The sequence below is a fragment of the Cloacibacillus sp. genome, assembly GCF_020860125.1.
In the GTDB taxonomy this organism is placed as follows: Bacteria; Synergistota; Synergistia; order Synergistales; family Synergistaceae; genus Cloacibacillus.
Map to the genome: position 1 here is coordinate 1 of NZ_JAJBUX010000082.1, position 12,406 is coordinate 12,406.

Here is a 12,406-nt window from a genome sequence, read left to right on the forward strand (position 1 = left end):
ATTTTCCTGTTATCATGTAAAATTCACAAAACCTATTTACATTTTTTATAGAAAAAAGATAAACAGCGATTTAGCTTTTGACTTTGCACTTTTAGCCTCCCTCTCTGAGGGAGGTGTCGGCCGCCTATTTTGGGCGGCTGACGGAAGGAGTGTTGCTCTGTTTGGCGCGGTTCCCGCGCCAAACAGAGCCCGCGGCAAAAGCCGCGGGAGAACCGAAGGTCAACTCTCCCTTACCCCGCTTCGCGGGGAGCTCCCTCGGAGAGGGCGCCTTTAAGGGCAAAGTCAAAAGCTAAACCGCTATTTATCTTTTACTCCCTCGAAGCTGAACCGCTATTTATCTCTTTTTTCATCCGAAGGAAATCGTAATTTATCTCTTTTCCCATCCGAAGGAAATCGGCGTTTAGAAGTGCGAGTTGCTAAATGAAATGGGGGCTCCGATACCGGAACCGTATCTTCATACGGTGAGGATTCGGAGCCCCCATTTTATGACGCAAATCGTGCTTATAAACGCCGATTTAGCTCCTGCCTCAGTAGACGCTGCCGGCTGCGATCGTCAGTTCTTCCAGCAGAGCCTCGATCCTGCCGGTCACGGGATGGTCCTCGAGGCCGTAGGCCGAGGCCAGGAGCTCCATGCGCGGGAAGGCGAGCCAGGTGCAGCCGTTTTCATCCTCCCATATCGAGATGCGCAGGGGAAGGTCAAGCGAGATGCTTTGGTCGGCAAGCATGAGGTTCGTCCCGACCTTCGGCGAGCCAAAGACGAGTACCGTGGTAGGACGCAGCTCCATACCGACATCTTCCGCGTTCTTCCGGTGGTCGAACTTCGCAAAGAGCGGTATGCCGCGTTTTTTGAGCTCTCTCTCAAGCCGCGCAACGCTCTCTTCCACAGAAAACTGCCCCTCATAGAGGAAGAGCCTGCCGTCGTCGTAATTTGTGGCGATGGTTCCGCCGAAGGCCGCCGCGATCCTGCGCCCCAGGTTTGTGAAATCGACTCCCTCCCGGTTGGCCATCAGGGTGACGCATACCAGCTCCGAGGCATCGGTGAAGCGGCTCAGGAATGAGCTGTAGCCCGGCACCAAACCCTTGATGTCCATAAGGCCGCGGTGCCCGTAGAAGTGCCAGCCTGCCACCGCCGGTACGGTATCCCCGCCCGGCAGTTTCCACGGCGAGTAGACCAGCGCCTTATTCTCCGCGCGGCCGATCAGCGCCGTGCCGGCAAGCCCGATATCCCAGAAGGATATATCCTGCGCGCTGGCCCACACGTCGGAAAAACCTCTCAATGAAGAAACGGCCTCCGGCGCGATCTTTTCGCCGTCAGCGCCGTAGCTGACCGCCGTCTCCGCCGGGTCTATGCAGAGAGGGTCTTTTTTGAATCTCTCGTGCACGTTTCCCGTGAGGCTCACATCCTCCTGATGGAATTTATCAAGCTCTTCGGCAAAGGCCGTGCGGCGTAGGCCAAGGAAATCTATCTGATTTTTCTTGACGAAGGCGCGGTAACTCATACCGCTCACGCGCTCTATGACCTCCGTCAAGATCGCGAAGTTTGTCGCGCTCAGCTCCACGCCGGAGCCGGGCGTGAAGACAAGCGGAATATCTTTGACGAGCGCAACGGCCTTCGTGAAATCAAAACCCTCCGCGGCGCTCCACTCCTGCCGCTTATGGTAGTCCGCGATGCCCGAGGCGTGGCGCAGCAGTTCAAGCAGGGTGATTCCGCTCCATGCCGCGGGAAGTTCCGGCAGATACTTCGCCGCCCTCTCCTCTACATTCAGAGTTCCCCGTTCGTGCAGCTGCATCAGGGCCACCGCCGCGAATGCCTGCGAGATCGGCCCGGCGGGCCACATCGTGTTCACCGAAGCGAGGCGGCGCTCCTTCTCCGATGAGAAGCCGTACCCAGCCACACGCGGGATATAGGGCGCCTGCACGATGGCAAGGGTAAGCCCGGGAATCTCCCTCTTTTCCATAAATTCCCAGATCATCTCGTCCACATACCGTCCAAGATACGAGACATCCGCGCTTCCCCTGGTCTTTAGCCCTTTACGTCCTTCCGTATTCATTGCCTGCCCCATTTTCTTTCTCCGTCCCGTCTGTCGCGCGGCACGGCATATGATACAGCGTGCTGTACCGCCAATATAATAACCGTGATTTTTGCTTTATAAACCGTGGACCGCCAGCCTGGCGGCAACTATCTAGGACGTCAGGAGCTTGGCGCGCTGACGGCGTACTGCGGCTCATCATAGCTGCAGCTTGGCGCGTATCTTGATATAAAGGAAATGTAGAACGCCCATCCGGCAAGTATCAGTACGCCAGCGATTATTTTTTTCATCTCTCCGCAACTCCCCTCATCGAAAATTTCTTTTCTTTCTTATGACTAATTGTAATTATAAAAGTTTCAGTTGATATGTCAAGCAGAATGATTGTAGATTTTAGCGCAAGTAACATATTACGAAAAAAGTAAATTTATATCTCATTATGTCACGCACCTGTGGCAATTGGACGCAATTTTTGAAGAAAAGCTGTTTGCGCGCGGCGCAGGAGCGTCACGATAAGTACCGGCACGAAAAGACGTGGCCCGGTTTCCCCCTATTCCGGGAACCGGGCCTAGCAGTAGCTTTCTTGATTTTTTGTATCACAGGCGAACGCCGCGCGTTATTCTATCTAAAAACGGGTATTTTTTCCGCTCAGCCGTCCGGCGGCGATCAGAATTCCACGTTCTGCCCAAGCCCCTTGCGCGCCGCCTTTTCGCAGAGATAGTCCGCCGCGGCGATGTCGAAGAGCGCCATGCCGACGGATTTGAAGAAGGTGGTCTCGCTCTCTTTTTTACGTTTGCCGCCGATCAGCTCAGCGAGCGTGTGGATATCGCCGCGCCGCAGCGCGCCGTTTTCCAGCGGCGTTATCAGGTCGCCGGTCTCGTCCAGCGCGTGGGGGGTGTCAACATAGACGTCGCCGCCCGTGAGCTTGAAGAGTCCGTCGGGGAATTCCCGCATGTCGGGCATGTAGGAGCCGATGCCGGAGAAGGCGTGTCCCGCGAGCAGCTTTTCGTCGTCGGGAAAGAGCGGGCTCTTGGAAGGGGTGGCAGTCATCACCGCCTCCGTCTTTTCGAGCAGCTCCACGGCGCTCGCGGCGCTCTTTACCTCCACGCCAGGCAGCACCGCCTGCAGTTGTTTCGCGAACACGGGAAGTTTTTCCGTCATCGCGTCGTATATCCAGACCTCTTTAACGCCTTTGCGCGCCGCGCAGCCGAACTGCGCCTGCCAGTAACCCTGCGCCCCCGTACCGACAAGCCCTAAGGAACGGATGTCGGCGCGCGCCGTGTTTTTTATGCCCGCGCCGCCGACGGCCCCGGTGCGGAGCGCCGTCACCATTTTGCCCTCAAGCAGCGCCTTCGGCTCTCCCGTCTCCGCGTCAAAGAGCATCACCGCGCCGTTGATGAAGGGCATCCCCTTTTGCGGATTGCCGGGGCGCAGCGTGAGGAGCTTACAGCCCCAGGCCTCGGGCGTGACGCAGGGCATGAGCATCAGGGAGTCGCTGCCGTTAAGCGAAATGTTCGAGCGCAGCGGCATCGCGAAGTTTCCCTCGTCCGCGAAGAGCATCGTCCGCTCTATCTTTTCGGTCAATTCGTCGAAGTCTACCGTCTCAACCAGCGTCTTTTCGTTAAGTATCAGCACTTGTATCCGCTCCTTTTCTAAGAAAGTATTATTTTGCCGCTGGAAAAATCTATCTGTGCCGCAGCCTGCCGGTAAGAGGCGGCTTTCTCAAATTTCGGCAAGTGATGTACAAAAGCAGGGTAAATCTCATAAAACCGTTCTACAGCCGCCGCTCACAATGCTAGGCGCGGCAGCGTGCCCAAGGCTTACATATGGCCGCCGTTTCAAAGTCCTTCTCCCGCTATTCCCGGGGGTGAACGGAGCGCAGGTAGGCGTAGAGCGTAAACTTGCTCTTTTTCATCTCTTCGGAGAGGCGTTCCATCGCCCCCTTGACAAGGAAAAAGCCCATCTCGTCGAGGCGGGCCACCACCTTGACCTTGTCGGAGCGCGGCAGCGCGGATAGGTCGCCGCCCCACTCCTTTTTGACCGACGCGATCGAGTCGGATACGACGTCGCCGACCTCCTTCGAGAAGTGTTCGCAGTAGTTCTCCGCGCCTTCCCCAGGGGCGTCCGCACGGAAAAACTCGTCTAGCGCCTCCCGCGCGGCGGCGATCTTAGTGACGTCCATGTTGATACAGAGGAAGCCGACTATGCGCCCGGCGGCATCCCTGATAAAACAGACGCCGCATTTGAGGAGCCGCCCGTCTCCGGTCCTGGCCCGGTAGTTGTAGACCCCCGTCATCTTCTGGTACTTGGGGTCCTTCAGCATCCGCAAGCCGAAATCCGTCATCGGCGAGCCGACGCCGCGCCCGCTCACCTGGGCGTTGGCGCAGGCGATGATCGAATGTTCGGGGTTTGAGACGTCGTGCAGCAATATTTCACAGTCCCTGCCGAGTATCTCCCCAAGCCCCTTCACCAGGTCCATGTAGGACAGCAGCTCCGTTGGTATCTTGCGTTTATTCATCCTCCGCAGCCCTCCTGACTTCACTGGCCTTATTTTATCATAAATAAATTGTCGATAACAATATTTTTTAATTTTTCGCAAAAAATGATGTCGATAGCTGACGGTATCTTGCTTTTTCTATATTTATTAGTTTTGTTCCCTGAATGAAAATCTTCTTTTTTCTGCCTTCATACGATATAATTAACAAAATATTGTTGATACATATATAATTATCAAGAGGCTTGTGAAGGGAGAAATTACCGTCATGATGAATTTTACAAGGACGATCGACGCCATCGACGCCCACACCGCGGGGGAGCCGATCCGCGTCGTCACCGCGGGCGTCCCGAAGGTGGAGGGGCGGACGATGCTCGAGAAGATGGAATATTTTGGCTGGCGTTACGACAATATCCGCTGCATGCTGCTCAAGGAGCCGCGCGGCCACAAGGATATGTTCGGCGCGGTCCTGGTGCCGCCGGTAACCGACGACGCCGACCTCGGCATCCTCTTTATGCATAACGAGGGGATGAGCACGATGTGCGGCCACGGGACGATCGGCGCGGTGAAGGCCGCCGCGGAGACGGGGCTTCTTGAGCTGCGCGAGGGAGAAAACATCATAAAGATCGACGCTCCCGCCGGACGTATCACGGCGGAGGCGGCGGTAAAGGAGGGGCGCGTGGAGCGCGTCGCCTTCACCAACGTTCCGGCCTTCGTCTATAAAGAGAATGTAAAGATACCTGTGGCGGGGATCGGAGAGGTGGAGGCGGCGATCGTCTACGGCGGCGCCTTTTATATATTCGTCGAGGAGGAGAAGCTGGGGCTGCGCGTGCTGCCGGAGCAGACGGCGGCGCTCGTCGCGCGCGCGATGGAGATGAAACGCTGGGTGAACGCCAATCTTGACATCCGCCACCCGGAGAAGCCGCAGATCAGCGGCATTTACGGCGTGCTTATCACCTCCCCCGTCGAATGGACGGAGTACGGCTGCCGCAGCCGCCACATCTGCGTATTCGCCGAGGGCGCGGTGGACCGCTCGCCCTGCGGTACTGGAACCTCCGCGCGGATGGCGCTGCTGGTATCGCGCGGCACGTTGAAGGTGGGCGAAAAATTCCAGGCGGCGAGCATCATCGACACAAAGTTCGAGGGGACGCCGCTCGCCGCCGTCACCGAGAGCGGATACGAGGCGATCATCCCCAAGGTCGCGGGGCCGGCCTGGATCACGGGCTTCAACAAGTTCGTCCTCGACCCCAGCGATCCGCTGCCGGAGGGCTTCCTGCTCTGAGCCGCCGATTTTTCGCCTCTTCCATGCCTGGGGTGGAACAGGGCGGCCCAAAGAGGAACAATGAGTCTCTCCCCGCACCTGACCGGCGGAATATATACGAGCGATCGATAAAATTTTATGAAAATCAGAAGGGACTGAGCGAAAATGACATACCGCTCCAAAGAACTCGGACTTTTTTCCGGCAAGGGGTCGTCCTCGCGCCGCGCGATCTATAAGGGCTGCGGCTACGACGACGGCGACCTCGCCAAGCCGCTGATCGGCATTGTAAACACCGCGAACGATGCGGGGCTCGGCCATGTGCACCTTGACCGCCTCGCGGCGCGGGTGCGCGCGGGCATTCTACAGGCGGGCGGCACGCCATTTGAGTTCGGCACCATCGCCACCTGCGGCGCGGTGCCCATCGGGATGCCGCACTTCCGCTATGAGCTGGTCATCCGCGACGTCATCGCCTCCTCCGTCGAGATAATGACCGGCGTGCAGCTGCTGGACGGCCTTGTGCTGCTCGCCTCCTGCGACAGCATCATCCCCGGCGTCCTTATGGGCGGCATCCGCGCCGATGTCCCCTGTATCGTGCTGACGGGCGGCCCGCAGGAGGTCTGCAAGAGCGGCGGACGCAGCGTCGTGATGAGCGAGCTGGACCAGCTCGTATTCGGCGCGGATTACGCGAGCGGCGAGGCGCGCGAGAAGATACGTTACCTCGAGGATCACGTCTGCCCCGGCCCTGGCGCCTGTTCGCTGATGGGCACGGCGAATACGATGCAGATTTTGATGGAGGGGCTGGGAATGGCGCTGCCTGGCTCGTCCACGGTTCCCGCCGTCTACGCGGAGAAGGAACGTTTCGCGACGCAGACGGGACGCCGCATCGTGGAGCTCGTCAAGGAGGGCGTGAAGCCGAAGGATATCCTCACACGCGAGGCGCTCTTGAACGGCGTCATCCTCACGATGGCTCTCGCGGGCTCGACCAACGCGGTGCTGCACCTGCTCTCCTTCGCGCGCGAGGTGGGAGTGGAGCTGACGCTCGACGATTTTGACAAATTATCGGAGACGATACCCGTCATCAGCCGCGTCATCCCGACGGGAAAGGCGACGGTCATCGACCTCTACAACGCGGGCGGCGTCCCCGCCGTCCTCGGCGAGATGAAAGACTTCCTCCACCGGGAATGCCTCACCGTCTCCGGACACACAATCGGCGAGATAGCGGCGCAACGCCGCTCCTCCGACCACGATACGCTGACGACCGTCGAGGCCCCCGTCTTTAAAAACGGCGGCATCGCGGTGATGAAGGGCAACATCACGCCCAACGGCGCGATCTGCCGCACGACGACCATCTCCGAGAAGATACGCAGGTTCGCGGGACCGGCGCGCGTCTTCAACTCCGACGAGGAGGCGCACCACGCGGTGGTGACGGGCGATATCAAAAGCGGCGACGTCGTCGTAATCCGTTATGAGGGGCCGCGCGGCGCGCCCGGCATGCGCGAGATGATGATGACGACCGACGCGCTGGTCGGCATCGGCATGGGACAGGAGGTATTCGTACTCACCGACGGGCGTTTCTCGGGCTTTACCGAGGGGGCAGCGATCGGCCATATCTCCCACGAGGCGGCGGTCGGCGGCGTGATCGCGATCGTCGAGGACGGGGACATCATCGAGATAGACATCCCCGGGCGCACGGTGAACCTCGACCTGCCCGAAGAGGTGATCGCGGCCCGCCTCGCGAAGTGGAAGCTACCCCTCAAAAGGGAGCGCGGCATCCTCGGCATCTACGCGAAGAGCGCCCTCCAGGCCCACCTGGGCGCGATGATCGACGACCGCGTGACCGAAGAAGAACAGGTGCGGCGGAAGTTTTAGGCGGAAGGCGCTTCAACTATCTGAGGCAGCCTTCATTGAAGAATATACGGGCGGATTCGTTTACGCGAACCGCCCGTCGTTTATCCCGGTTTTTCCGTCAAATGGGCGGCAGGCTTTTAGGTGTTAAATTTGCAAAGCGGCTGCCCGCTCCGCTTTATTTTGCTTTTCCACATTTACTTTTCATATAAATCACATATTCAACCTATAATAACGCCTATTACCCACTTAATCAATTCCAGAGAATATAGTTCAATTTAATTATTAATTATTGACAAAAATTAATATTAAAATTATGATTTAATAGATTTTAATTTTATATTTTAATATGTATTTTTGTTCGCAGTTGACACTGCGCGAAAAATATATGCAGCCCAAGAGACGGCTGTCTGGCTTCCGGCGCAAGGGCAAATATAGATATTCGCTTCAGAGGATACAAGACCAAACAGAGTGAGGTGAGGCAGGATGAAAGATAAAACTCTTTGGGGGCTGAACCTCTCCGCCTTTTTGATGATGATCGGGGTGGGGATGATCGTCGCCCTGCTGCCGCAAAAGATCATAGAGTTAGACGGTAATGGCGGCAATGTAGGTTATTTGGCCTTGACGTTTGCCGCCGCATATATCGTATTGCAGATTCCCGTCGGGGCTATGGCGGACAGATTCGGCTTCAAGCGTTTTTTAGCTTTGGGATATTTTATATGTTTCCTGACTGGGCTATGCTACTATTTTTCCTCCGGCTCGGCCATGATATTTCTCTCACGCCTGCTGCAGGGCACGGGCGAGGCTCCAGTCTGGGCGCTCGCGCCCGCGCTGCTGTCGTTAAAGTACGCCTCCTCCAAAGGGACCGCGGTAGGCTCATATAATGCGGTAATACATATAGGACTCACCATCGGGCCAATGCTTGGCGTGCTCCTTATCAGGGTGCTGTCGCCGGAAAATCTCTTTCTCCTCTACGCCTTTGCCTGCCTCGCCGGAGCGGTTCTGACCATCTGGCTGGTTGACGATGTCCGCGCTGGAGAAAACATGGGAGATACCTTCAATATATCCAATATCGCGGCAATGATCAAAGAACCGTCTGTGTTTACCGCCCTTGCCGGCATTACCCTGTACGGTTCCGGATACGGGATATTCCTCACGGCCATGCCGGCCTATCTTATTGAAGAAAGAGGGTTCAGCCCCGCCTATATCGGTATCTTTTTCTCTCTGTTTTACATCGCGATCAGTATCTCGCAGCTGATAACGGGGAGGCTCTGCGACCGCTTCGGGGCGAAGGTATTTATGATCTTCGGACTCTTTCTCGCGTCACTGGGGCTTGGAGCCTCGCAGCTTTCCGCCACGGCAGCCGGGATGTTATCCGCACTCACTATTTCAAGTATCGGCCTCGGCATATTTTATCTCGCCTCAATGATATTCTTGAACGACACAGTTGACGAGAGATATAAAGGGACGATTTCGGGAGCCTATTATCTGTTTTGGGGGGTCGGGATGTTTTTTGGCCCGCCGCTGCTTTCATTATCATCGGCAAGAGGCGGCGCCGATTTTTCTTTAAGATGTTACGCGGCGCTATATTTAGCGCTTTCAGCTGTAATGGCCATGAGGTTTTATCGAAAACAGAGGAGATAATATTTTGTCACGGTGAACCGGGGGAGAAAAACTTGTATCTGCCAAGCCAGCTATAAAAGGGCGTTCCGCCGTTTTTATACAAACGAAACGCCCTTATTTTTCGCCGCTTTGCGAGGGCGGAGTGATTTTTATTTACAGCTTCATCAATTCAAGCGCGAGCCCCGCGGTATCCTCGAGGTTTTTCACCGTGATGCGCTCCGCGGTGGTGTGGACCCTGTCCATGCCGGTGCCGAGGACCACGGCCTTTATGCCGCCCGCGTTCATGGTGTTCGCGTCGCTGCCGCCGCCGGTGGAGCCGATGACGGGCGTCAGGCCGATTTTCCTGCAGGCCTCTGCGACGGAGACGACAAGCGGATCGTCGTCGGACTGCGTGTACCCCGTGTAGCTGGTCGTCGCTTTGCAGTCGAGCTCCGCGCCGAAATCGCGGCAGGCCTTTTCAAGGCATTCCACCATGTGCTTCGTCTGCGCCTCAAGTTTAGCGTTGTCGCGGCTTCTCACCTCGGCCTCGATGTAGGCGCTGGGGCTGACGATGTTTGTCGCGCCGACGGCTTTGAAGGTGCCGATGTTCGCCGTCGTCTCCTCATCGATACGCAGCAGCTTCATCGCGGCGACGGCGGCGGCTCCAACCTGTATGGCGCTGACGCCCTTTTTGGGGGCGAGGCCGGCGTGCGCCGCGACGCCCTTTATTTCGGCGCGTATCTTCGTCTGTCCCGGCGCGGCGGTGATTATCTTGCCCGCGTCGCCGCTGGAGTCAAAGATGACGGCCTCTTTCGCGGAGAGTTTGGAGTAGTCGAGGGCCTTGGAGCCGATCATGCCAACCTCTTCCCCAACTGTGAGGACCACCTCAACGGCGCGGTGGGCAAGCCCCTGTTCGCGCGCCGAGGCGACCGCCTCGATAATCGCCGCGACGCCGGATTTGTCGTCGCCGCCGAGTATCGTGCTGCCGTCGGTATGTATCACGCCGTCGGTGATGATGGGGCGGATGCCTTTGCCGGGGGTCACGGTATCGATATGGGCGCTCATGAGAAGCGCCGGAGCCTCTCCCGCGAAGAGCGCTATGACGCTGCCGGCCTCGTCTATACGGACATCGCAGCCAAGCGCCTTGAGATCCGCTGAGACGCGGGCGGCCATCGCCGCCTCGTTTCCGCTTTCGCTGTCTATGGCGAGGTATTCAAGGAAATTTTTCAGGAGACGTTCTTTGTTTATCATCTTTTCATCCTCTTTCATCTTTCGTTGGACTTTACCCTATAAATTATACTCTACGGAAAGACAATACCTAAAAACTCTGTGCAATTATACAGGCCCGCTGATTGGACGTGTCAGGCAATGGCGCATATAGACGGCGGATTTTATCTACATGAACAGTCCGGCGCCTGGGCCCAGCGGCAGGCTGAAGAACATCCAGACGACGAGCAGCAGCGACCAGCCGATGAGGAAGAAGATCGAGTAGGGCAGCATCGTCGAGATGAGCGTGCCGATACCGGAGTTCTCGTCGTATTCCTTCGCAAAGACGATTATCATCGCAAAGTAGGACATGAGCGGCGTGATGATGTTCGTCGTGGAGTCTCCGATCCTGTAGGCGACCTGGGTCAGCTCCGGCGAGTAGCCAAGGAGCATAAACATCGGGATGAAGACCGGCGCGAGGATGGTCCACTTCGCGGAGGCAGAGCCCATGAAGAGGTTGATGAAGGCGCTGAAGAGGATGAAGAGGATCATCAGCGGAATGCCGCCGATGCCCGTCGATTCGATGAACTGCGCGCCTTTCAGGGCGATGATGGTGCCGAGGTTGGTGTAGCTGAAGTAGCTTATGAACTGCGCCGCCACGAACGCGAGGGCGATGTAGGCGCCCATAGAGGACATCGCCTTGCCCATCGCGCCGCAGACGTCTTTATTGTCTTTGAATTTGCCGGAGACATAGCCGAATACCACCGAGGGGATGAGGAAGAAAAACATGATAAGCACGATGATGCTCTGCATGAGCGGCGCGCCGGCGATGAGGCTTCCCGTCTTGGGGTTGCGCATGAAGGAATCGGCGGGCAGGCAGACCAGCACCACGAGCAGGGTCATCACGAGCAGGGTGATGTTGGCCATCCGCAGGGCCTTCTGTTCCTTCGCCGTGATCTGATTGGACTCGAAGGCGCCCTCGAGGAATTTGCCGTTGTATTTGCCGAGACGCGGCTCGACGATGTAGTCGGTGACGATCGTGCCGATGATCGTGATGAGGAAGGTGGAGGCGATCATGAAGTACCAGTTGGCGGTGGGCTCGACGGAACGCGCCGCGTCGAGGATGTGCACGGCCTCCGTCGAAATGCCAGAGAGGAGAGGATCGGTGGTTCCGATGACGAGGTTCGCCGAGAAACCGCCGGAGACGCCCGCGAAGGCGGCGGCCAGTCCGGCCATCGGGTGACGCCCGTAAGCCATAAACATCAGCGCGCCGATCGGGATAAGCACGACGTAGCCTGCGTCGGAGGCGATGTTGGACATGATGCCGAGGAAAACGACGACCGGCGTGATGAGGCTGCGCGGGGTGACCGCCACGGTGCGCTTGAGGATCGTCGGAATGTAACCGCTGGTTTCCGCGACGCCGACGCCAAGCATCGCTACAAGCACGACGCCGAGGGGCGCGAAGCCGGTGAAGTTCTTTACGGCTGAGGTGAGCATATAGATGACGCCCTTTTGGTTGAGCAGGCTGACGGCGGTGATCGTCTGCATCTCCACCGTGTTTGTGGCGCGGTTGATAAGTTCGCCGGAGGCGGAGACGCCCATCGCCGCGAATATCGCGGAAAGAAGCGCCGTCACGGCGGCGAAGATCGCAAAGAGCGCGATCGGGTGCGGCAGTTTGTTGCCAACGCGCTCAACTCCATTGAGAAAACGGTCGAACAGAGAAACCTTCTTCTTTGTTTCGGCTGTCATTACAAAATTCCCCCTGAATATATTTTATGAATAAACTGTATAGAGCCACAGTTGATCCCACGTACGATTACGTTACCTACGTATATAAATTTACAATAGAGTCTATTGCTTGTTAAATAAAATAATTAATTATAAAATACTTGAATATTTAAAAATTGTCAATATTTTTTTATAACATGCTCATATCATAAAGGATAACAGTTTTTATACAATGATTAATAA

The 12,406-nt window shown here is 56.9% G+C and carries 10 protein-coding genes; 4 read left to right on the top strand and 6 right to left on the bottom strand.

Features of this window, described 5'->3' with window-relative positions; all coding sequences use genetic code 11:
* The coding region (locus LIO98_RS10700; protein WP_291956739.1) for a hypothetical protein at positions 1-274 on the top strand (274 nt) is incomplete at its 5' end.
* Between the two features lie 253 nt (positions 275-527).
* On the opposite strand, the gene LIO98_RS10705 is transcribed toward LIO98_RS10700, so the two are convergent.
* The 4 genes from LIO98_RS10705 to LIO98_RS10720 form a co-directional block, all read right to left on the bottom strand.
* Positions 528-2,051 carry a serine hydrolase gene (locus LIO98_RS10705; RefSeq protein WP_291956742.1) on the bottom strand — a complete coding sequence of 508 codons (1,524 nt, stop codon included), beginning with the start codon at positions 2,049-2,051 and terminating at the stop codon, positions 528-530.
* 140 nt (positions 2,052-2,191) lie between these two features.
* On the bottom strand, positions 2,192-2,320 hold the full coding sequence (locus LIO98_RS10710; RefSeq protein ID WP_291956744.1) for a hypothetical protein: 129 nt from the start codon (positions 2,318-2,320) through the stop codon (positions 2,192-2,194).
* A 373-nt stretch (positions 2,321-2,693) separates the two neighbouring features.
* Positions 2,694-3,662: an ornithine cyclodeaminase family protein gene (locus LIO98_RS10715; RefSeq protein ID WP_291956747.1), complete on the bottom strand. Its 969-nt coding sequence runs from the start codon at positions 3,660-3,662 to the stop codon at positions 2,694-2,696.
* Between the two features lie 220 nt (positions 3,663-3,882).
* On the bottom strand, positions 3,883-4,545 hold the full coding sequence (locus LIO98_RS10720; RefSeq protein ID WP_291956750.1) for a helix-turn-helix transcriptional regulator: 663 nt from the start codon (positions 4,543-4,545) through the stop codon (positions 3,883-3,885).
* Between the two features lie 244 nt (positions 4,546-4,789).
* On the opposite strand from LIO98_RS10720, the gene LIO98_RS10725 reads away from it, so the two are divergent.
* The 3 genes from LIO98_RS10725 (at position 4,790) to LIO98_RS10735 (ending at position 9,271) form a co-directional block, all read left to right on the top strand.
* On the top strand, positions 4,790-5,803 hold the full coding sequence (locus tag LIO98_RS10725) for a proline racemase family protein (protein WP_291956752.1): 1,014 nt from the start codon (positions 4,790-4,792) through the stop codon (positions 5,801-5,803).
* Between the two features lie 144 nt (positions 5,804-5,947).
* Positions 5,948-7,651, top strand: coding sequence for a dihydroxy-acid dehydratase (ilvD, locus tag LIO98_RS10730; protein ID WP_291956754.1), 1,704 nt, complete (start codon positions 5,948-5,950; stop codon positions 7,649-7,651).
* Positions 7,652-8,113: 462 nt separating this feature from the next.
* Positions 8,114-9,271 carry an MFS transporter gene (locus LIO98_RS10735; protein ID WP_291956757.1) on the top strand — a complete coding sequence of 386 codons (1,158 nt, stop codon included), beginning with the start codon at positions 8,114-8,116 and terminating at the stop codon, positions 9,269-9,271.
* 132 nt (positions 9,272-9,403) lie between these two features.
* Here LIO98_RS10735 and LIO98_RS10740 read toward each other — a convergent pair whose 3' ends face one another.
* Both LIO98_RS10740 and LIO98_RS10745 read right to left on the bottom strand, forming a co-directional pair.
* A complete protein-coding gene (locus LIO98_RS10740) occupies positions 9,404-10,480 on the bottom strand; it encodes a M20/M25/M40 family metallo-hydrolase (RefSeq protein WP_291956759.1) in 1,077 nt (358 codons plus the stop codon).
* A 144-nt stretch (positions 10,481-10,624) separates the two neighbouring features.
* Entirely contained in the window at positions 10,625-12,184 is a 1,560-nt protein-coding gene (locus LIO98_RS10745; protein WP_291956762.1) for an AbgT family transporter, read from the bottom strand.
* Positions 12,185-12,406: the final 222 nt, after the last annotated feature.

What these genes read in the sequence shown, in the direction of transcription:
- LIO98_RS10745 (WP_291956762.1), bottom strand. Translation starts at nt 12,184, where the DNA reads ATGACAGCCGAAACAAAGAAGAAGGTTTCTCTGTTCGACCGTTTTCTC.
- ilvD (WP_291956754.1), top strand. Translation starts at nt 5,948, where the DNA reads ATGACATACCGCTCCAAAGAACTCGGACTTTTTTCCGGCAAGGGGTCG.
- LIO98_RS10710 (WP_291956744.1), bottom strand. Translation starts at nt 2,320, where the DNA reads ATGAAAAAAATAATCGCTGGCGTACTGATACTTGCCGGATGGGCGTTC.
- LIO98_RS10705 (WP_291956742.1), bottom strand. Translation starts at nt 2,051, where the DNA reads ATGAATACGGAAGGACGTAAAGGGCTAAAGACCAGGGGAAGCGCGGAT.
- LIO98_RS10740 (WP_291956759.1), bottom strand. Translation starts at nt 10,480, where the DNA reads ATGATAAACAAAGAACGTCTCCTGAAAAATTTCCTTGAATACCTCGCC.
- LIO98_RS10720 (WP_291956750.1), bottom strand. Translation starts at nt 4,545, where the DNA reads ATGAATAAACGCAAGATACCAACGGAGCTGCTGTCCTACATGGACCTG.
- LIO98_RS10735 (WP_291956757.1), top strand. Translation starts at nt 8,114, where the DNA reads ATGAAAGATAAAACTCTTTGGGGGCTGAACCTCTCCGCCTTTTTGATG.
- LIO98_RS10725 (WP_291956752.1), top strand. Translation starts at nt 4,790, where the DNA reads ATGATGAATTTTACAAGGACGATCGACGCCATCGACGCCCACACCGCG.